The 21,877-nt window shown below is 40.2% G+C and carries 17 protein-coding genes; 8 read left to right on the top strand and 9 right to left on the bottom strand.

Annotation, left to right across the window (positions count from 1 at the left end; genetic code table 11):
- On the bottom strand, positions 1-792 hold the full coding sequence (locus tag DFQ04_RS02175; protein ID WP_133552236.1) for a hypothetical protein: 792 nt from the start codon (positions 790-792) through the stop codon (positions 1-3).
- A 198-nt stretch (positions 793-990) separates the two neighbouring features.
- Here DFQ04_RS02175 and DFQ04_RS02170 point away from each other — a divergent pair, with 198 nt between their 5' ends.
- From DFQ04_RS02170 to pfkA, 4 genes are all read left to right on the top strand, one after another.
- A complete protein-coding gene (locus DFQ04_RS02170; RefSeq protein WP_133552234.1) occupies positions 991-2,115 on the top strand; it encodes a pyridoxal phosphate-dependent aminotransferase in 1,125 nt (374 codons plus the stop codon).
- Complete coding sequence (locus DFQ04_RS02165; RefSeq protein WP_133552232.1) at positions 2,115-2,651, top strand: GNAT family N-acetyltransferase; 537 nt, start codon at positions 2,115-2,117, stop codon at positions 2,649-2,651. Before DFQ04_RS02170 ends, DFQ04_RS02165 begins: the two co-directional genes overlap by 1 nt.
- Positions 2,652-2,782: 131 nt before the next feature.
- The gene (locus tag DFQ04_RS02160; RefSeq protein ID WP_133552230.1) at positions 2,783-3,163 is read left to right on the top strand and encodes a methylglyoxal synthase; all 381 of its coding nucleotides are present in this window, start codon (positions 2,783-2,785) and stop codon (positions 3,161-3,163) included.
- Complete coding sequence (gene pfkA, locus DFQ04_RS02155) at positions 3,153-4,139, top strand: 6-phosphofructokinase (RefSeq protein WP_133552228.1); 987 nt, start codon at positions 3,153-3,155, stop codon at positions 4,137-4,139. The genes DFQ04_RS02160 and pfkA overlap by 11 nt, the downstream gene beginning before the upstream one ends.
- A 30-nt stretch (positions 4,140-4,169) precedes the next feature.
- On the opposite strand, the gene DFQ04_RS02150 is transcribed toward pfkA, so the two are convergent.
- The 4 genes from DFQ04_RS02150 to DFQ04_RS02135 all read right to left on the bottom strand — a co-directional run bounded on the left by DFQ04_RS02150 (position 4,170) and on the right by DFQ04_RS02135 (position 10,779).
- Positions 4,170-5,723, bottom strand: coding sequence for an alpha-amylase family glycosyl hydrolase (locus DFQ04_RS02150; RefSeq protein ID WP_133552226.1), 1,554 nt, complete (start codon positions 5,721-5,723; stop codon positions 4,170-4,172).
- Positions 5,724-5,788: 65 nt separating this feature from the next.
- Positions 5,789-6,850 carry a class II fructose-bisphosphate aldolase gene (fbaA, locus tag DFQ04_RS02145; protein WP_133552224.1) on the bottom strand — a complete coding sequence of 354 codons (1,062 nt, stop codon included), beginning with the start codon at positions 6,848-6,850 and terminating at the stop codon, positions 5,789-5,791.
- Positions 6,851-6,868: 18 nt separating this feature from the next.
- Positions 6,869-9,667, bottom strand: a complete 2,799-nt coding sequence (locus tag DFQ04_RS02140) for an alpha-amylase family glycosyl hydrolase (RefSeq protein ID WP_133552222.1) — start codon at positions 9,665-9,667, stop codon at positions 6,869-6,871.
- Positions 9,668-9,744: 77 nt separating this feature from the next.
- On the bottom strand, positions 9,745-10,779 hold the full coding sequence (locus tag DFQ04_RS02135) for a SusE domain-containing protein (protein ID WP_243739619.1): 1,035 nt from the start codon (positions 10,777-10,779) through the stop codon (positions 9,745-9,747).
- A gap of 336 nt (positions 10,780-11,115) precedes the next feature.
- Here DFQ04_RS02135 and DFQ04_RS02130 point away from each other — a divergent pair, with 336 nt between their 5' ends.
- From DFQ04_RS02130 to DFQ04_RS02115, 4 genes are all read left to right on the top strand, one after another.
- On the top strand, positions 11,116-12,147 hold the full coding sequence (locus tag DFQ04_RS02130) for a LacI family DNA-binding transcriptional regulator (protein ID WP_133552220.1): 1,032 nt from the start codon (positions 11,116-11,118) through the stop codon (positions 12,145-12,147).
- Between the two features lie 196 nt (positions 12,148-12,343).
- Positions 12,344-14,782, top strand: a complete 2,439-nt coding sequence (locus tag DFQ04_RS02125; RefSeq protein WP_133552218.1) for a glycoside hydrolase family 31 protein — start codon at positions 12,344-12,346, stop codon at positions 14,780-14,782.
- Positions 14,783-14,809: 27 nt separating this feature from the next.
- Positions 14,810-16,135, top strand: coding sequence for an MFS transporter (locus tag DFQ04_RS02120; protein ID WP_243739618.1), 1,326 nt, complete (start codon positions 14,810-14,812; stop codon positions 16,133-16,135).
- A gap of 71 nt (positions 16,136-16,206) precedes the next feature.
- Positions 16,207-17,055 (top strand): type 2 periplasmic-binding domain-containing protein, encoded by an 849-nt coding sequence (locus DFQ04_RS02115; protein ID WP_133552216.1) that lies wholly within the window; start codon positions 16,207-16,209, stop codon positions 17,053-17,055.
- On the opposite strand, the gene DFQ04_RS02110 is transcribed toward DFQ04_RS02115, so the two are convergent.
- From DFQ04_RS02110 to DFQ04_RS02095, 4 genes are all read right to left on the bottom strand, one after another.
- The gene (locus DFQ04_RS02110; RefSeq protein WP_133552214.1) at positions 17,056-18,915 is read right to left on the bottom strand and encodes a tetratricopeptide repeat-containing sensor histidine kinase; all 1,860 of its coding nucleotides are present in this window, start codon (positions 18,913-18,915) and stop codon (positions 17,056-17,058) included.
- Between the two features lie 162 nt (positions 18,916-19,077).
- A complete protein-coding gene (gene surE, locus DFQ04_RS02105) occupies positions 19,078-19,860 on the bottom strand; it encodes a 5'/3'-nucleotidase SurE (RefSeq protein WP_133552212.1) in 783 nt (260 codons plus the stop codon).
- 6 nt (positions 19,861-19,866) lie between these two features.
- Complete coding sequence (locus DFQ04_RS02100; RefSeq protein WP_133552210.1) at positions 19,867-20,502, bottom strand: hypothetical protein; 636 nt, start codon at positions 20,500-20,502, stop codon at positions 19,867-19,869.
- A gap of 89 nt (positions 20,503-20,591) precedes the next feature.
- Entirely contained in the window at positions 20,592-21,803 is a 1,212-nt protein-coding gene (locus tag DFQ04_RS02095) for a bifunctional 3,4-dihydroxy-2-butanone-4-phosphate synthase/GTP cyclohydrolase II (protein ID WP_133552208.1), read from the bottom strand.
- Positions 21,804-21,877: the final 74 nt, after the last annotated feature.

Below are 21,877 nucleotides of genomic sequence, written 5' to 3'. Positions count from 1 at the left end.
TCATCTAACTACATTTTCTAAGGTTGCTAAGTAAATCCATTTTTGATCTCTAGAGTTCAATCCAGCATTCACGGCTGCTCTTTGTTCAGCTGTTTGGTTCATATCTTCATAGGCCTGCGCATTGAAAAACTGCATGTAATCCTTGTACAAATTCACAGTTAAGTGAGTGGAACCAGCCTCAGAACCTTGTGGTAAAGCAGCTCTTAAAAAGGACCAGTGCCCCATTAATCCATGCTCGATTCTGCTCTGATGGATAGGCTTAAACACCTCGATTTCTGATTTTTCATAATCACTGTACATACCTTCTACCGCTTTCATCAAGTCAAAAGAGGCCAAGACTCCTGGTTTAAATTGAAAATTATCCTCTGTCGCCGCTAAAACCTTCATGTAAAGCCTCATTGGGAGCTCTCTCATAGCCAATGATTGCTTGAATAATTCACGAACCTGAGAATCTGAAAGATGAGGATAGGCAATTTTGGTATACTGAATCATGGCCTCCTCATCCACTCCATTCATCATTTTTACAGGATCATTGTAATAAGTAACCATGATGTACTGAAAATCACCTCCATCTGCACCATTCTGAAGAGACCAAAAATCCCATCCATTGATTTGCTTATCGTTAAGCGCCTGACGGTAAACTTTTTCCAATAAATCCTTGAACTCGATGTAATCAAACAGTTGATCTTTTTCAACCTTGATAAAATCGAACACCATGTATTGAGTTTGCTGGGCTTGAAGAACTCCTGCCCACAGCATCCCAAAAACCAATAGCATTTGAAGCTTTTTCATAATATTCTGGGTTTAGGGTTAAATGTGCTTCAGATAATTTAAAAATATATTTTGAAAAAAAAGGATTTTCAGAATAAAAATATATTTATTCGAATTTTAGAGCTAAAATCAGAACGTAAACAAAGTATTACGAAAAATGAAATTTTTCTAAAACTCTTGGCAAAACCTTAGTATTTTACCAATCAAAACGAACGAATAATGAAAGGAATATCAAGAAGAGAATGGTTAAAATCAGCTTCCTTGGGAAGTGGAATTGCGCTGCTTGGAGCCACTGGAATTACTTCATCTCTTAGCGCAGAAGAAATCAGGAAGTTTAATCCCCGCCCTTTAGCTGGCCCAATCCGACTTGGATCGAATGAAAATCCTTATGGCCCATCTGAAAAAATGAGAAAGGCAATGACTGCCGCTTTTGATGATGGCTGTAGATATCCTTGGTCATACAATGCCTCTTTGGTCAAGATGATCGCTGAAAAAGAAGGTGTTCCAGAAGATCATATTGTTTTAGTTGCCGGTTCTACAGAAGGACTAAAAGTAGCCGGAATCACTTTCGGAAAAGGTGGGGAGATTATCACCTGCGCTCCTACTTTCCTCTCCATGATGGAATACGCAGAACTTTGGGGCACAGAAATCAATTGGGTTCCTTTGACCAAAGACCTTGATTTCGACTTGGATGAAATCGAAAAAAGGGTTTCCCACGAGACTAGGCTGGTTTTCCTTTGCAATCCTAACAACCCAACGGGAAAATTACTTCCCGCTAACCGCGTGATGGATTTCTGTGAAACAGTGAGCAAAAGAGCTGTAGTATTCAGCGATGAGGCCTACTACGATTACATCACCGAGCCAAACTATCCTTCCATGGTAGAGCTGGTAAAAAAAGGTCATGACGTGGTCGTTTCCCGTACCCTATCCAAGGTTTATGGATTGGCAGGAATCCGCATGGGCTACCTTATTGCCAAGCCAGAATTGGCAAAGAAACTTTCTGAGAGGGTAGTTGCGAATACCAATATCATGGCAATTGAAGCAGGAAAAGCCGCACTTCAGGACAAAGAGTTTTATCAGTTTTCCTTGAAAAAAACAGAAGAAGCCAAGGCGCTTTTAACCCAAACTTTGGATGAATTGAAATTGCCATATCTTGATTCTCATGCCAATTTCATCTTTTTCAATTCCGGCAGGGACATCAAGGAATTGAATAAAACCATGGCGGATAAAGGCTTTATTATCGGCAGACCTTTCCCTCCTTTAAATGACTGGTGTAGAATTTCTACGGGTACCATCGAAGAAATCAACCTTTACAACCAGGCAATCAAAGAAGTTTTGGGTTGATGGTTCCAAGAGATTTAATTCTTCAAAATGAAAAAGTCCTGCTGAGACCTATGACTCGGCAGGACTTTCCTTTGCTTCAGAAACTTACACAAGATCCCGAAAGATGGATTTATTTCACTCAAGATCTCAGCAAACCAGAGGAATTTGAAATCTGGGCCTCTGGGCATTTTTCCGGAGAAAGATTTCAATTTACGGTGATCGAAAAAGCAACTGGAAAAGTAGCTGGCGCGACCGCATTTGGAAGTTTTTCTCCAAGAGATGAACGCTTAGAAATTGGCTGGACTTGGCTAGGAAAAGATTTTCAGGGAACTGGAATCAATCAAGAAATGAAAAAGCTGATGCTGGATTATTGCTTTCAGCAGCTAAAAGTAAAACGCGTAGAAATCAAAACTGATGTTTTGAATATTCCTGCCAGAAAAGCCTTACTAAAACTAGGAGCCAGAGAAGAAGGAGTTTTAAGAAGTCATACCCTGATGACCAGAGGAAGAAGGAGAGATACTATTTATTATAGTTTTTTGGAGGGAGAATGGGTTTGAATAAACCTTGGGTTCCTTAAATGGTTAAGTATTTTCTTCCGAATCCAATGAAAAAGGGCTTAAATCTTTTTCATCAGAATGGAAAAAAAGAATTTTCCCTAACTTTGACCCGAACCTATTAAAACCTGATTATGAAAATCGCTCTAATCGCCCATGATGGCAAAAAAGCCGACATGGTTCATTTTTTAAGCGGATTTCGTGATGCTCTTCATCGAACTGATATTGATCTTGTTGCTACCGGCACCACCGGATCGCATATAGAAAAAGCAGGATTTGAAGTGGAAAAATTACTCTCCGGACCTTTAGGTGGAGATGCTCAAATTGCTGCGTTAGCCGCCGAAAAGAAACTAGCCGCAGTGATTTTCTTCCGAGACCCACTAGACAAACACCCTCATGAGCCAGATGTACAGATGTTGATGAGAATTTGTGACGTTCACAATATTCCTTTGGCAACCAATCCCGCATCTGCCGAGCTCATGTTTAAAGCCTTAACACAAACCTATGGAACCTAAGAATATCAAAAAAATCGGTGTCCTCACCTCCGGTGGAGATGCCCCTGGAATGAATGCGGCCATCCGCGCTGCAGTCAGAGCAGGATTTTATTACGGATTGGAAATGTATGGGATCTACCGAGGATATGAAGGAATGATCCAAAACGATATCAAAAAGCTGGATTCAAAAAACATCACCCACGTCTTGGAAAGAGGGGGGACATTTTTGAAATCAGCAAGAAGTGAAGAATTCAGAACTCCGGAGGGCCGTAAAAAAGCCTATGAAAATTTGAAATCTCATGGAATAGATGCTTTGGTAGTCATTGGCGGAGATGGTTCCTTGACAGGAGCTCATTTATTCTATCAGGAATATGGAATACCTGCGGTAGGATTACCGGGCACAATTGACAACGACCTCTCAGGAACAGATTCTACTATTGGCTTCGATACAGCCTGCAACACAGCCATTGAGGCAATTGATAAGATCAGAGATACGGCTACTTCCCATGACCGTTTGTTTTTTGTGGAAGTTATGGGTAGAGATGCAGGATTTATCGCGATTAATGCTGGAATTGGCAGTGCCTCTGCGGCAATTTTGATTCCTGAAAGGAAAACCCAGATTGAAAGTCTGGTTGAAAAACTAAAATCTAGAACCAAAGCAAAAAAGACTTCTAACATTGTCATCGTTGCAGAAGGTGGAAAAAGTGGTTCGGCACAAGAAATCGCAGATAAGGTGAAAAAACACCTCCCGTATTATGATATCAAAGTGACTATTTTAGGTCACTTACAAAGAGGTGGAGCTCCAACTTCATTTGACCGCTTACTTGCTTCCAAGCTTGGTGTCGCCGCTATTGAAGGCTTAATGCAAGGCAAATACGATGTAATGGCAGGTTTGATCAATAATAAGGTGGTCTACACCCCTATTGTCAAGGCAATTGTCGGAGATAAGGAAATTGATGACGAAGATTTAAGAGTTGCGAATATTCTTTCTACATAAAAAAAGGAGCCTTTCCGCTCCTTTTTCTTTTTATTCTTTTAAATAAACTCTAGATGAGTTTCCGGAGAGCTTTAATTTTCCATTCGTATTCACTCCATCACCCAATCCAAAAATCACCTCTTCAAATCCAACCGGAAGCTCAAGTTCCACCTCTTCTTTTCCGACATTGTGAACTATGAAAATTTCCTGTCCTGCCGTCTTTCTAAAATAAGCCATAATTGACTTTGGGTATTCTTGATCAGGTAATTCCAATTTTCCCACAGCTAAAGCGGGATGAGAATTTCTCAAGGCAATCAAAGTCTTATAGTGGTTGAAATAGCTTTTTGGATCAGCTTTTTGCAAAGCCAAAGGAGTAACCGTTTCATCTGTAGAGTACTTTGATTCAATCCAGGAAGCTCTTCCTGTGTCCTTTTCCTTTACGTCCCAAAGAAAAGGCTCTCGAATATTTTCATCAGGCTTTAATCCAAGCATTCCAATTTCCTCCCCATAATACAAATAAGGGGCTCCCGGCATAGTTAATAGGACCGAAATAGCTTGCTTGTATTTTTCAGGATCTGATCCAAGTTCATTGAGAAGTCTTGGTTGATCATGATTTGACGAAATTGTCGCATCAATAAAATTCGGGGTGATTCCTTGGTAAAAGTCCAAAATCTCTTTCTGCTTTTTAGCTAAAAGCATTCCCTCTCCAGTATTCATGGTCTCCAATAAGGTATAATGGAAATCAAAATTGAATAATGCCGGAAGTCCCGGAAGATAAGGAGCGACAACTTCTTTCTTGTCATAGACCTCTCCTACCAAATAAATATCTGGTTTGATTGCTTCCATTTTTGCCCGGAATTCCTTCCAAAACTCATGATTATCCAATGGTCGGTCATCCGGAAAAATATGCTTGGCAGCATCCAATCTAAATCCATCTACTCCAACTTCTTCTAACCAAAACCTGCCAATCTCGAAGATTTCTTCTCTCACTTTTGGATTGTCAAAATTCAGGTCGGGCATGCCTCCCCAGAAAAACCCGTAATAGAAATCCTCTCCGATTCCCGGGTCATGCCATTGTTGGATATTATCCGAATCAAGGGTAATCACCTTTTTATTCAAAAAATCCGCAATGGTGTCTTTTTGAGCCCATACATAATAATCTCGATAGGGATTATCTCTGGAAGACTTTGCTTCTAAAAACCAGGGATGCTGATTGGAAGTGTGATTGATGATCATATCGATCACAATTTTGATATCTCGCTTGTGGGCTTCTTCAAGTAATTTTTTAAAATCCTCCAGCGTACCATAATCCGGATGAACAGCCTTGTAATCGGTGACATCATATTTGTGATAGGTAGGAGAAGGCATAATCGGCATAAACCAAATTGCGTTGGCTCCTAATTCTTTCACGTAGTCCAGTTTCTGAGTGACTCCATTGAAATCCCCTATTCCGTCTCCATTGGAATCATAAAAGGACTGAACAAAAATTTCATAGGTAACTCCAGCCTGCGGCCAATAATTTTTCACCTCAGGAGTTTCCTTTTTGGCACAGGAAGAAAGTAGAGAAATTGCCAAAATTGATGCAGTTAGTTTGGGAAAATTCATGATCAAGGAAGTAAAAGAAAAAGTCACCTCGACAGTGACTTTTTCCAGTTATAAATCAAGTTTCTTTAGTTTCTGTTGATTGCGTTAAGCATGTCAAAAGCCAATTCAAGTCTTTTCACAAAACTCTCTTCTCCTTTTCTCAACCAAGCTCTAGGATCGTAGAATTTCTTGTTTGGAGCGTCTGGTCCTTCAGGGTTTCCTAATTGGCCTTGAAGGTAGGCTTCATTCTTCTTGTAGTAATTCAAAATACCTTCCCAAGTTGCCCATTGCATATCGGTATCAATATTCATCTTAATTGAACCGTAGCTATTGGCTTCTCGGATTTCCTCAACTGAAGAACCTGAACCTCCGTGGAAAACGAAATTCAAAGGCTTGCCTGTAGTTCCGTATTTCTTGTTGATGAAGTCCTGAGAGTTTTTCAAAATGATTGGTTTCAAGCTTACGTTTCCTGGCTTGTAAACACCGTGAACGTTTCCAAAAGCAGCAGCGATAGTGAACAAATCATCGATTTTCTTCAAATGCTCATAGGCATAGGCTACTTCTTCAGGCTGGGTATATAGTTTTGAAGAATCCACATCAGAGTTATCCACTCCGTCTTCTTCTCCACCAGTTACTCCCAATTCGATCTCGATAGCCATTTCAAGCTTACTCATTTGCTCGAAATACTTGCAAGAAATCTCCACGTTTTCATGAAGTGGTTCCTCAGAAAGGTCAAGCATGTGAGAACTATATAAAGGCTTTTTGTGCGTAGCGTAGTAAGCTTTTCCAGCTTCCAAAAGACCATCGATCCAAGGAAGTAGCTTCAAGGCAGCATGGTCAGTATGTAAAATAACTGGAACTCCATAAGCTTCAGCCATCATGTGTACGTGATGTGCTCCTGAGATTCCACCTGCAATACTGGCTTGTTGCTTATCGTTTGGAAGGCTCTTTCCTGCGAAAAACTGAGCGCCTCCATTGGAGAATTGGATGATTACGGGTGAATTAACTTTCTTGGCTGTTTCCAAAACGGCATTTACCGAATTTGTACCAATAACATTCACAGCCGGAAAAGCGAATTCGTTTTCTTTAGCATAAGCATAAAGGTCACGCAACTCATTCCCGTACTTTACTCCAGGTTTAAATTTCATAGTTTGAGATAGGTTAGATTAATTTTTAATGAAGCGTTTTTGAATCCAACGCTTGGTGTCATAAGCCTCAAAGATATAAATCCCTGCTTGAATTCCACTTAAGTCTAAATTCAAAATCTGGTCATCTTGAGAATACCTCCCATCAAAAACAACTCTTCCGGTCATATCCACCACCCGATAATTAGCCACTGCCATCTCTTGAGGAAGTTGTACCGAAATCGCAGAACTACTTGGATTGGGGTAAATTTTAAAAACTCCTTGAGGGCCAGTTTCTGGAATGGAAGTCACAAAATCTTCTTGCAAAATCCCTGATTCTGGCTTGGGCAAAGGTTTATCTGTAAACAAGTAAAATTCATTTGGACGAAGTCCGAAAGAAACTTGGGCTGAGTTTACAGTAAACTCTTCCCCTGTAAAGTAATTGTACCATTTTCCTGTTTTAGGAAACTGAACCTGAATATTTCCGACAGTGGTCAATCCAAAGTTTCCAAAAAGGAAAACATCCAAATCTGCGTGATCCAAATAAATAGACTTAAATGCAGCACTTAGGTTAAGGACAGCATTGGTAGGATTAGTAAACGCTGGATATTTACTTTTCAACTTGATCATTTCCTGATACAATTTGAAAAGTCTAAGACGGTCAGGATTGTCTAAATATTGCCATTTAGTTGGCTTGATACCCAAACGATCATTATTGAGCTCCTGATCATATCCAAACTCACCAAACTGCCAGATCATTTTTGGGCCAGGGATGGCAAAATAAAATGCAGTCATAATCTGGTTTCGATTGACAGCATTTTCCAAACTCTTCAAATTCAACGGAGAAGTCACTCCAAAATTGAGTGTTTCCCACATCACCCGTTCTTCATCATGGGATTCTTGGTAAGCGATTAGGCCATTTTTACCCCAATCCCTTCTCTTGTAATAAGCCCAATCTATGTTATCATTTTGTCCTTTGGCCAAATTTCGGGAAGCTCCGTTCATATTTCCCCAAAGCATCATTCCGTAATTCGCGAGTTCTTTCTCCTCGTCATTAACTGCCAAATGCTCCAAAATCACATAAGCATCCGGATGGTGAGATTTGATTTTGTCGTAGTAGTGCTTCCAGATTTTAACCCGAGATGGATCGTATTGTGACCAAAAATTCACATTGTCTCCCGAGTTAACCTGAGTAAATCCCTTAGATAAATCGAATCTAAATCCATCTACCTTATATTCTTTTAACCAATAATGATTAACAGAATCAACCAAGGCTTGGGTGTATTTGCTTTCGTGATTGAAATCATAGCCCACGTTAAAAGGATGCTTTGCCACTCGATTAAACCAAGGGTTATCCAAAGTTGGTGCACCATAATCTCCGTCATTGTATAAACGAACCATAGGATTTTGGCCAAAAGCATGGTTCAACACCATGTCCATAATAACCACCATTCCACGACCATGCGCTTCATCGATAAGCTGCTTCAGGTCATTTTTGGTGCCGTAATATTTATCCGGAGCAAAAAAGAAACTTGGATTATACCCCCAGGAAAGGTTACCTTCAAACTCTCCCACTGGCATTAACTCGATCGCATTGATTCCCAGACTTTTTAAATAATCTAGCCTTTCGGTAACAGCCTTGAAAGTCCTTCGGTCGTCAAAATCCCTAACCAGCAATTCATAAACCACCAATTCCTCAGGTTTAGGTTTTGAATAATTCAAGTTTTTCCAAGGGTAAGGATCCTGAGAGGTTTGCAAATAGGTAGCTTGAAATTGGGTTTTCCCGGTTGGAAAAGGCTTCAACCCAGGATATCTATTTTGGGTAATAATTTCCTGATCATTAAATGGATCCGAAGTTTTATCAGCAAAGGGATCTCCGATTCGGATTTCACCATCTACCAGATATTGAAAAATGTATTCCTTCTTGGGTTCCAGTCCGCCGATTTTTAACCAAAATATCTCCTTATCGGGAGTCCTTTTCATTTGATATTCTGGAGACACTTTCCAGTCATTGAAGTCTCCGATGACATGGACAATATTCTTTCCTGGCGCCAAAAGTGCTAAAATCACTTCTTCTCCAGACAAGTAATTAATGCCTAATCTTGCGCCAGCTGGTAAAGCAGCGGTTTCAGAGGGGGCAAAAACAGTAAGGTTGACTGTTTCAGTATCTGATAAAGTGCCTTTTGTAGCCTTTGCGGTAAAATTATAATTCCCTGCTGCCGTGGCTGTGAAAACATAATCGATTGAAGTAGAATTGGCTTTTTCAGCCACTTTTACCCCATCTAATTCAAAACTTAAGTCAGCTGCTTCAGAAGAAGCAGCCTTAAATTCATAGGAACCCCCTACTTCCAAAGAAAGAGAATTGGTCTGGGGTTGTGAAAAAGTAATTTGGAATCCTTGAGCCAGATTGATAAAAAAGTCACTATTCGAAGAAGTTTTTCCCTCTTTGGTTCCATCTGCATTTCTAAAAACTAATCCCAAACGATAAATCGTAAGCCCGTTGGGATTGGTGAAAAATTCATTCGGTTTTAATTCAAAGGTGTATTTATTGGCCTCTCCGGCCACTTTAGTCATTTTAGCTTTGGGATCTGCTGTACCCCACTGAAAAGGGACGATAGACCAGGTCGTGGAAGCAGGCCCTTCTGTCACTGCACCTATGTGGATATACACATCGCAATTGCAATCTTTCAAACCAGTTGTTCCTAAGGAAGCATCGTAAATGATTTTTACAGAATTACTGGCATTGGGAACAGCCGGATCTGTAGTCACTTGAGCGAAGGAAAAATTTGCCCAGAAGGCAGCTAAAATCAGAAAAAATAGGTTGCGAAAATGGATAAGCATGGTCATCGGGTTAAGTAAGAAAACCGGGCTGGGAATTCCAAGTCCGGTTTTCTTTATAAAATATCAAGAAATTACGCTTAGTTTTTAGTCAAGGTGTAAGTTACTTTTTCTGCTCCAAAATTGAGGGTGATGGTGTAATTACCTGCTGAGGCCACCGCAATATTTGGACCTCCAGCTGTTAGTTCTCCATTGGCTCCACCAAAATTGTCATCCCAGTTGTTATTGGCTCTAAATTTCATTTCTCCTGCTTTCAAGTCAGTGGTAATTTTAAGGGAGTTGGTTGCCTTATCAAAAACATTCATAGGAGTATCGGCATCCCATCCTCCAGCTGTGGCACTACCTACAATTCCCCAACGTTTAACAGCTCCGATGGTATAAGTTTTGGCAGGTAGATTCACATTGATTTCATAAGTACCGTCAGCAGCTACTTTGATGTTTGCTCCATCCTTCTCCAAAGTTCCATTCGCTCCATCGTCACCATAGTTGATGTCCCAGCTTGGAGTTTCATTGATTTTGAATTCTCTGGATCCACCTAGGATATGCACATAACCTTTAAACTTGTTATCAAATTTTACAGAATACAAAACGGTTTTGGCATTGGCGGGATCCCAACCCTGATAATCACCAGGCACATACATCACAGGAAAAGCAACTGTAGCGTCATAAGGAGTAACTTTATACACTGTCTTCTCACCATAAACCGGATTTAAAGGAAGATTGATTGTGGCTTTTACTCTAAACTCTACATCAGCAGCTTTTTCAAAAGGCAATCCTTTTGCAAGTAATGCTTCGTTGAATTTAGCCACATTGACTGGAATGATATTGGAATCAGATTCACCTAAAGTGACTGGTGCCTTAAAATCTGCGCCAGGAAGATCCATCTCTAGGAAATATCTAATACTTCCAGGAGTGCCAAAATCAGCAGCTGTGACTGTAAAATCAATTTTTGATTTATCCGCATCCTGCTTTTTCAGGACAATCGAGGCTCCAGCAGCAGGATTGGATAACACAGCTCCAGTCTGGGGAATGATTGGAGGCATTTCATAATTTTCACAAGCCCAAAGAGCTGGAATAAAAGCTATCATCCAGCCGATTAAACGCATTCTTTTCATAAGGTAATTTTGAATTTAAGTTATTTGAATAGTGATATTTTGGATAAGGCTATTGACGGCTATTTTTTGCTGGGTTAAGATCAATTTTTAGCCATCTGAACTACACCCTATCGAAACATAGAGGGAAGGCATGGTTCTGTCAAGGCTCTTGATTCAGATTTTTTTGAAAAAAATTATGCAGACGTTTGCGGCATCGATTGCACAAAACCAAAAAATTTGAGCATTCGAAAGATTTATTTTTTCGGTTTAGATAAGTGGATTAAAAACAGTTTATTTAATTTGGTTTTACTACCAAAGACCCATTTATAACCAACATCTTGGAATAGTTCAATTTTTATGAAACTAGAACAGGCCACTATCAAGGACATTGCCAGGGAATTGAATGTTTCCTCCTCTACCGTTTCAAGGGCCCTGAAAGACTATCCGGGAATCAGTGATGAAACCAAACGAAAAGTGAAGGAACTGGCGGAAAAAATGAATTATCGCCCCAATGCTATCGCCCTATCTCTTCGAAAAAGCAGGTCATTCACCATAGGGGTAATTATTCCAGAAGTGGTTCATTTTTTCTTTTCTACAGTAATTAGCGGAATTGAAGAAGTTGCATTTTCCAGAGGGTACAATGTGATTTTGACTCAAACCAATGAGAAACTAGCAAGGGAAAAATCAAGTGTAGATACCATGCTATCTAACCAGATTGACGGATTTTTGGTAAGCTACTCTAAAGAGACTACAGATTTCAATCATTTCAGCAGGCTCTTGGATCAGGGTTTTCCAATCGTCTTTTTTGACCGGGTTCCCGAAATTGAAGATTCTGTCAATGTGGTAGTGGATGATTTCAAAGGGTCTTACGAAGCTTCTAAGCATTTGATCCTCCAAGGGTACCGAAGGATTTATCATATTTCAGGTCCTGTTCAGCTTAAAATTTCAAAGGAAAGACTTCGTGGCTACCAAGCTGCTTTGGAAGACCATGGAATTAAATTTGAAAATTCCTGGGTGATTGAATGTCCAAGAGGGGATGAAAACGAGGCAAAGGAAATCACTCTTGAAATTTTAAAAACCAACTCAGAAAAACCCGATGCCTTCTTTTGTCATAATGATATGGCGGCAGTGGGAGTCATGATGGCCTGCAAAGAAATGGGATTAAAAATCCCTCAAGATATCGGTGTAGTTGGATTTAGTAATTGGCAGTTTTGTACTATGCTAGATCCAAGCTTATCCTCAGTAGCTCAACCCGGGTTTAAAATGGGAGCAAAAGCGACTGAAATTTTATTGGATATCATCGAGAAAAAAATCAACACAAAAGAAACCCAAAACACATTTGTATTGGATACAGAACTCTTGGTGAGGAAATCTTCTGTTAAAATTTAAAATTCAGCTAGAAAAATTGATTTTTTTTTAACCTGGGATTGCAATCGATTGAATAGGGCTTGATTTTAAAATTAGCCCTATTTCTCATTTAAACACCCTTTAATTAAGGCTCATGAGGCTTCATTCCTGATTTTTATCCTTGTTATTGATTCCTAATTTAGCAGAGTTTCTATCCGATTTAAGCCTAGATTTACCCATGAGTAGTGAGATTTCAACTCCAATAATTTCCCAAAACTCCCATCGAAGCCAAACCTTTGGAAAGGTTCTTTCTTGGGAATTGAACCAACATGTTTTGGAAGGGAGAAGCGAACTGGCAAAATTCAGAATCTCGGTACTTGAAGAGGGGATTTTTAGAATTCAGGCATCTCGGTTTGACGAATTTGAATCCAACCCTTATTCAGTAATTGCTCAACCTGAAAATCAGCAATTTGATTTTGTTGAAGATCATGGTTATCTCAAAATTGAAACTTCCCAGGTAAAACTGGAATTGAATCTGGAAAACTTCGCGCTATCCTTTTTTGATCATTCGGGAAAACTCCTAAATGCTGATGATCCACTTTCAGTTTCTTGGATAGGCTCGGAAGTAACCAATTATAAGCAAGTTCAACCGGATGAAAAATTTATAGGACTTGGAGAAAAAACCGGAAATCTAGATCGCAAAGGAAAAGCCTATACCAACTGGAATACGGATTATTTCGCATACGGAACTGGAGATGATCCACTTTACATGAGTATTCCATTTTATTTGGGAATTCATTCTGGAGGTGCTTACGGAATATTTTTCGACAATACCCACAAGTCGGTTTTCAATTTTGGCGCCTCTACCAACCGTTTTATTTATTTCAGTGCAGAGGATGGTGATTTGGATTATTATTTCATACACTATCCGACTGTGGCAGAAATTATTCAAGCCTATACCCGCTTGACAGGACGGATGCAGATGCCTCCAAAATGGGCTTTGGGCTTCCAGCAATGCCGCTATTCCTACTATCCAGACTCTGAAGTTTATGCAGTTGCTCAGGGTTTTAGGGATAAAAAAATGCCCGCAGATGTGATTTACCTGGATATCCATCATATGGAAGCTTACAAGGTTTTCACTTTTGACGGAGAAAAGTTCAAAGATCCAAAAGCCATGATTGCCCGATTAAAAGAAAAGGGCTTCAAGGTGGTGGTCATCATGGATCCGGGAATTAAAACTGAAAAAGGATATCTCCCTTTTGAAGAAGGACATGAAAAAGGCCTTTTTGTGAATTATCCTGACGGGAAAACCTATGAAGCGCAAGTTTGGCCAGGATGGTGTGCATTCCCTGATTTCACCAAAGAAGAAACTCGAAAGTGGTGGGGAGAAAAAATGGCTTTCTATACCGAAGCTGGAGTGGATGGATTTTGGACTGACATGAATGAACCGGCTTCTTGGGGCCAGTTTACTCCTAATTTGATTGAATTTGAATTTGAAGGAGAAAAAGCCTCCCATAGAAAAGCCAGAAATATTTACGGGATGCAAATGGCCAGAAGTGCTCAGGAAGGTTCAATTTTCCAAGAGCCCAATAAAAGGCCTTTTGTATTAACCCGATCAGGCTTTGCCGGAATCCAGCGTTATGCGGCTGCTTGGACAGGTGATAATGTCGCTTCAGAAGAACATATGCTCGCTGGAATCAGACTTGTAAACAGCTTGGGATTGAGCGGGGTGGCTTTCTCCGGATATGATGTGGGTGGCTTCGCAGGAGAAGCCTCCAAATCCTTATTTGCCAGATGGATGAGTATTGGCGCGTTTGCACCATTCTATCGAGCTCATTCCATGATCAACACCAAGGATTCAGAGCCATGGGCTTTCGGAGAAGAAACGGAAGAAATCAGCCGAAATTACATGAAGCTGAGATACAGGCTACTTCCTACGATTTATAGTTCCTTTTACCAAAGCTGTTTAACCGGACTTCCTCTTTCAGCGAGTTTGGCTGTGGATTATGCACAAGATGATAAAATCTACCAATCCGCCTTTCAGAATGAATACATCTTCTGTAATTCCTTTTTAGTAGCTCCTGTAGAAAGTTTTAGGGAAATCACCAAAGTCTACCTTCCAAAAGGAGAATGGTACTATTTGTATTCTGACCAATATCACTCTGGAAATCATGTGATTTATCAAGACTCTCCTATTAACTATTTACCTGTTTTTGTGAAGGCAGGGCAGATTTTCACCATGCAATCCGATGTGAATCATACGGAGGAAAAACATGATGGCACACTAAGGATTCATCTTTACAAAGGAAAAAATGGTTCAGTTTTCCACCATTATGAAGATGCAGGAGAAGGTCTAAACTACCAAAAAGGAGAATTTTACTCGAGAACTATTGCCTACAGCCCGGAAACTGGTAAGCTGGAGTTTTCTAAATCAGAAGGAAGCTATTCCTCGGACTTTTCTAAGCTGAAGATTTATTTCCATGGTTTTGAACTTAGTCAGGTAGATCTACTTGGAAAACCTATTCTTGTGAAACATGAGGATTATGCATTTTTGGGAAAATTGACCGAATTTGATCCATTACCTGAACACGATCATCCATACTTCGAAATCAAGGATCTGAGATATATAGAGATCCCTAATAGTTCAGAGGCCTTTACGATAACAGGACTTTGCTAATCCTTCACCCAAATTAACCCTACCCAAATGACCGAACACAAAAAGAGGCTGAGTTTCTGGCAAATCTGGAATATGAGCTTTGGATTTTTAGGAATCCAATTTGGCTTTGCCCTTCAGGGCGGATTTATGTCAAGGATCTTCCAAACCCTTGGAGCCGACAAAGACGCTATCCCCTTTCTTTGGATTGCCGCACCCTTGACCGGTTTATTAGTTCAGCCTATAGTTGGATACCTCAGCGATAGAACCTGGCATCCGAAATTTGGGAGGAGAAAGCCATTTTTCTTTATCGGAGCGGTTTTAAGTACAATAGCACTATTCTTGGCCCCCTACTCCTCCGCTCTTTGGATGGCGGCTGGAGCTCTTTGGATCTTGGACGCCTCAATCAATATTTCCATGGAACCATTCAGGGCCTTGGTTGCCGACAAGCTTCCAGATTCCCAACGGTCCTATGGCTTTGTGGTACAAACCCTGATCATTGGCGTAGGAACGTGGATTGCTTCGAATTTGCCATGGCTAATGACTCAAATGGGAGCTTCCAATACCGCTCCGGAAGGGGTTGTTCCTGATTCGGTGAAATTTGCATTTGGGATCGGAGCCTTGGTTCTATTCAGTTCTATACTTTATACAATCCTAACTACTGATGAATATCCTCCGGAAAACATGGAGGAATTTGAGCAGGAGAAAAAAGCCAAAAAGGGAGTATTCCATGGATTAAATGAAATATTCCAGAATATCTCAGGAATGCCCAAGGTAATGAAGCAGCTAGGAGTAGTTCAATTTTTCTCTTGGTTTGCCTTTTTCACCATGTGGAGCTTTGCGACGCCTGCAATTACCGAGCATGTTTTTGGAGCAACAGACACGAGTTCAGCCGCCTACAACGATGCTGCTGACAGCGTGGGTAACTATCTGGGTACCTATGGTTTGGTTTCTATGTTTTATGCATTGATCCTTTCCTTTGTTGCCTCAAAAATTAAAATCAATCGTAAGCTCCTTCACCTTGTCAGCTTAATTGCCGGAGGCTTCGGCTTTATTTTAATTTATTTCATTACTGAGACTTGGATGCTGCACTTGTGCTTTTCTTTGGTAGGAATTGCCTGGGCAAGTATTTTATCCATGCCGTATGCTATGCTTTCCAGCTCGGTGGAACCCAAGAAAATGGGAGTTTACATGGGTATTTTCAACATGTTCATCGTGATTCCACAAATTGTGGCAGCTCTGGGAGGAGTGAATTTTCTATACAAATTGATTTTTGGAGAAGCCGTAATCAACACCATGCTTTTAGCTGGGACGCTTTTGATATTGGCAGGATTTTCCAATCTCTTCATCACTGACCCAAAAGCCACTCACGACTGATTCAGGCCAGTATACATAAGCCAGTTCGATAAAGAGCTGGCTTTTTTTATTTTTATCGCAAATACCTAGAAATGGAGACTTTTAGAATCATCGGAGTGCCTGAGCATTTCAATTATCCCTTCAGAATTTTGGCAGAATCTCAGCCATTTAAAAAAGATGGAATCTTGATTTCCTGGAAAGAAGAATCCCGAGGATCGGGACAAATGGCTTTGGATCTGAAAAACGGCGAAGTGGATATGGCTCTTCTACTGACAGAAAGTTTCATGAAAGAGTTTGATGCTGGAAGTCCGTTCAAAATGTTGGGGCTTTACGTGGAATCTCCACTGGTCTGGGGCATCCATGTCAACCCAAATCATCAGGCTGATCAAATCAATGAAATTGAAAGTCGGCATTTTTTAGTCAGCAGGATGGGTTCTGGCTCTCATTTAATGGCTTTGGTTTTGGCAGATTCCTTGGGTTGGGAAAAAGAATCTTTGACTTTTGAAATCGTAGGAAATCTGGATGGAGCAAAAAAAGCATTTCAGGCAGGAAATCCTGGTATTTTTCTTTGGGAGAAATACACCACCTCACCCGAGGTAAAAGCCAATCATATGAAACGTGTGGGTGAAATCCCGAGCCCCTGGCCATGTTTTGTAATGGCAATCAGTAAAGAGACCATTGAAAAGTTTCCGAAATTCATTTTCCAGCTGAGAGAGTATATCTACTCCATCACCTCAAATTTGAAAACTGAGACTACGCTTTCTCAAACCTTAGCAAAAGAGTACCAGCTTGATCCCGAAGATGTAAAATCATGGCTGAATCAAACGGAATGGGCAAAAAGCCCTGAGATCTCTTATGAAGATTTTGACCGAAATATTCTAAAAATGATGGGATTCGAGATTATTTCTAAAAAAATAAACCCTAAAAATCTTCTCGTCTAATCAGGAGATTTGACTCTTTAAAAGGGGAAGTTTTAGACAAAACTTAGTACCATGTCCCGGATGGCTTTCGATCTCGATTTTGCCATCGTTCATTTTCACAAACTCCTTCACCAATTGCAATCCAAGTCCGGATCCTTTTTCTTTTTGGGTTCCAAGATTTGATTTGGTGATTACATAACTTTCAGAAAGGATCTCCTCAATTTGTTCCTGCTTCATCCCAACTCCTTGATCCAAAACAAATAGGTTTAACCAATCTTCTTCGATTTCAGAATAAATTGTAATCGCATCACCAGGATTTGAGAACTTTATAGAGTTGTTGATCACATTTCGGATCACCACTTCAATCAAATCCGGGTCACCGAAAACATTGATTTTTTCTCCAAGCTGATTGAAAATCACCAGATTTTTCTCCTTGATGGAAGCCTGCAAAAGGTCTAACGTGTTTTTGACTGACTCAAACAAATTAAACCCAACTGGATTGATTTCAAATCCTTCCATCTGAGCCATTGACCATTTCAAGGTATTATTCAATGTGAAGTAAACTGAGTCAATATCCTTTTTCAAAAAGACAATCAATTCAAAAAATTCCTCTTTGTCCAATTGGTTTTTCAGAACCAGATCAAAAACAGATTTGATTTGCCCAATGGGCCCTCTCAAGTCATGACCTAGAATGGAGAACAACTTATTTTTCGTCTCATTAATCGCCTTCAACTCGAGGGATTGGCGCTCAAGCTCCTGATTTTGCTCCTCAATCTTACTCTGTTGGTCTAGCAGGTCATGGTTGATTTTAGAGACATTTCTATGCAGGAAAAACATCCTCATCCCCAAACCTGCAATGATCAAAGCAGTAATTCCAATAATCCACGCGTACCTATTGGTCGCTTGCAAGCGCAAGGATTGATTTTCATTTTGGGCTTTCAGAAGTTCCAGTTCAGAGTTTGCAAGGTCCTGCTCAAACATCCCTTGTAATAAGATCAACCGATCCCTGTTATTTTTATTGACCAAGGAGTCATTGAGAACCAAAAATTCAGATTGATGGTAAAATGCGTCTTTTAGATTTCCTTTTTTGGTATAAACCTGAGAAAGGTATTTATGGCTCTTGGAAAGTTCGTCTAAATACCCATTCTCCCTACAGAAATCAATAGAGTATTGAAGAGTTTCTTCAGCTTGAGTGAGTTTATTGTCTAGGAGATAGGAATTTCCTAATCTATGTAAAATACCAGCTTCAAAAGACTTGATACCTTGTGTTCTAGCCATATCCAAAGCTTTGGAGTAAATGACTTGGGCTGTATCATACCTTCCTTTTGCCAGATAAACATCCCCAATCACTCGATGTGCAAAAGAGGTCAGATAAGGAGAACCTGCATCTTTATTGAGGTTAATGGAAATAGTGGCGTAATATAATGCCGAATCTTGCTGTCCACTTTGGGTAAAATTCAGCGCCATGTTGTTGAGGCTTCTGATTCTTGTTGCCAGATCATTTACTTCGGTAGCAAGAAGATATCCTTTTCGAAATTGCTCAATGGATTTGGGATGATTTTGCTGCTCATAATAAAGCGCTCCCATATTATTCATCAGTCGGGCAGCCTGAAGTTTATCATTTTCCTTTATGGCCAACTCATAGGCTGAACTTGAATAATCAAATGACTTTTGCCAATTGCCTTTTCGGTAATAAATCCATCCGATGTTTTCAAGCGCCCTACTTCTCGCAGAATTGTTACCAAGTTCTTTGGCAATGGAATCTGCTTCAAAAGAATAAGTCATGGCTTTATCCTGCTCAGACTCTCGTAATTCGGTAGCTATTTGATTTAAAAATTCAACTCTTTTTTCGCCATTTAGCGTGGAGAGTATAGAATCCACCTCTTTTTCTTGGAAGGAAAAAGCTCGAATACCAATTAAAAAGAATATGGAAAAAAGAAGGATTTTGTGCCTATTCACTTTACAGAGATGCAAATCGGACGCAAAATAAGAATTATCCTAAAAAACAAAGAAATTTTCTTATCGTATCCTGAACCCAAAAAATTATTTCAATTGATCCCAGTCCCATTCTTTATTCATTTGGGAAATGGCATGATGTGCAGTTAAATCATATTGACATGGGACAATGGAAACGTAATTATTGGCAATTGCCCATTCGTCATTGTCCTCTCCTTTATCAAAATTCACAAAATTCCCTGCCATCCAGAAATACTTTCTACCGGTGGGATCAAATCGCTCAGAAAACTCTTCCTGCCACTTGGCATCTGCCTGCCGGCAAAGTTTAATCCCTTTGATAGGTTCATTTCTTTTGGGAGGGAAATTAACGTTCAAAGCCACTCCTTTTGAAATTCCTTTTTCCAGAACTTGTCTTGCGATTTTTTCTACCCATTCCTCTACATGTGAAAAATCTGCTTTTGAAGAATAATCACAAAGACTGAAACCAATGGAAGGATACCCCTCCAAAGCGCCTTCTATAGCAGCAGACATGGTTCCTGAGTAAAGAACAGAAATAGAAGTATTCGAACCGTGATTGATTCCGCTAACTACTAGATCGGGAGTCCTGTCTTTAAGCACATAGTGCTTAGCCAATTTCACGCAATCGGCTGGAGTACCGCTGGATTTGTAGGCTAAAACATCCTCAAAAATCTCCTCTTCATACAATCGCAAGGTTTCACCGATAGTAATTGCATGGCCCATTCCTGACTGGGGACTATCGGGTGCTACCACCACTACGTCTCCCAATTTTTTCATTACTGATACTAAGACACGAATTCCTTTAGAGGTAATTCCGTCGTCATTGGAGACGAGAATAAGAGGTTTGGACATGGAAAATTAATTCTGCAAATCGTTGTAATAAGCGGTAATTCTGAGCAAATCACCTCTTTTGTCGTGTTCTAATCTGTTTTTACGCATAAAAAGATCAATCTCCTCATCATGCCCAGGAAGCATGGTGAACAGATCTTTTTTCTTGAGGCTATATCTTTCTATACCCCCATTTTTGAAAAAATAGTAATTGAATGCGAGTCTATAGCCAGCAACCATAGTTGGACCCCAAAATGGATTCATAGTTGTAGGCCCCCAGTTATTCATGCCTCGGTTGTCTGTTGCGATATATTCTCTGCAAAGAAGTGCGATGTTATCCCCTTGCGTCAAAACTTCGAAAAAGATGGGCGTTTCATAATCTCCATTCAAAGCATAGGGAAGGCTGTAGAACTTCCTTAATCCTCCATAAGTCTCATCAAATATTTCAAAGTTGGAAACATTGGAAGCAGTGAAGGTGATGATCGTTTCATTCTGGAGTTGGACTACATTATTTTCCAAATCGTACTTCAACAACCCGGAAATAGTCTGTCCATCGGTCAGAAATATATTTCCCTTATGCCAAATTTGAGAAGGGAATTGATTTTGGGCCTCTACAGTGTAGAAAGCGAAAATGACAAATAGGATGCTGAATATTGCCTTTTTCATGATACACATCTTTTTCAAAGTAAACGCTTCCAACTCGAAGAGGTTTTGTTTAAGAAAGACTCTCTTTCCTTTAAGATAATAAATCCTACTTATTTTAGGATGTTATGGCCCATCTTATCTCTTTTGGTTTTTAGATATTTCTCATTGTGAGGGTTGGGAGTGATTTCTATAGGAACCTGCTCTACGATCTCTAACCCATAGCCAAGCAGCCCCACTCTCTTTTGAGGATTATTGGAGATCAATCGGATTTTTCTGATTCCCAAATCACGAAGGATTTGAGCTCCCACTCCATAATCTCTGCTATCCATAGGCAGTCCCAGCGCCAAATTTGCTTGAACCGTATCCATACCTTGCTCTTGAAGTTTATAAGCCTTCAACTTATTGATCAAACCGATTCCTCTCCCCTCCTGATTCATGTACAAGACCACTCCTTTTCCTTCTTTTTCCACCATTTGCATGGCAGAATGAAGCTGAGGCCCACAATCGCAACGGCAGGATCCAAAAATATCTCCCGTAGCACATGAGGAATGTACTCTGACTAAAACCGGTTCATTTTCTTCCCAAGTGCCTTTGATTAGGGCTAAATGAATTTCTTGGGTATTGGTTTGTTTGTATGCAATCAGATCAAAATCTCCCCAGCTAGTCGGCATTTCCACTCCGATTTCTCTTTTGATAAGAGATTCATTCTTCAATCGGAAAGCAATCAAATCTTTAATCGAAACCAATTTTAACTTAAACCGCTCTCTTACTTTGAAAAGATCTGGAAGTCGGGCCATAGTTCCGTCTTCATTCATGATTTCTACCAAAACTCCTGCTGGAGCTAATCCTGCCAATCTTGCAAAGTCAATAGCGGCCTCAGTATGACCTGCTCTACGGATCACTCCTCCTCTTTTCGCTTTAAGCGGGAAAATGTGTCCTGGCTTACCTAATTCACTGGGATGGATTGAATCGTCAATTAAGGCTTTGATGGTTTTGGCTCGATCTGAGGTCGAAATTCCAGTGGTACACCCATGCCCTATCAAATCTACAGAAACCGTAAATGGAGTTTCATAGGCGGCTGTATTCGTGCCTACCATCAGCTCCAACCCCAATTGATCACAACGGTCCTCAATTAGCGGAGCGCAAATCAGCCCCCGGCCATGAGTTGCCATAAAGTTGATGATCTCAGGGGTTACTTTGTCGGCGGCGCAAATGAAATCCCCTTCATTTTCACGGTCCTCATCATCTACAACAATGATGACTTCACCGTTTTTTATGGCTTCAATAGCTTCCTCGATGGTGTCTAACTGATAGTTTTCCACAGGATTTTCTGGTAATGATTTAGGGAACAAAGGTAAATGCTTTCCAACTTAAAACAGGAGTAAACCAAAGAAAG

The sequence above is a fragment of the Algoriphagus boseongensis genome (genome assembly GCF_004362805.1).
GTDB lineage: Bacteria > Bacteroidota > Bacteroidia > Cytophagales > Cyclobacteriaceae > Algoriphagus > Algoriphagus boseongensis.
This window is presented reverse-complemented; position numbering and strand designations above follow the sequence as displayed.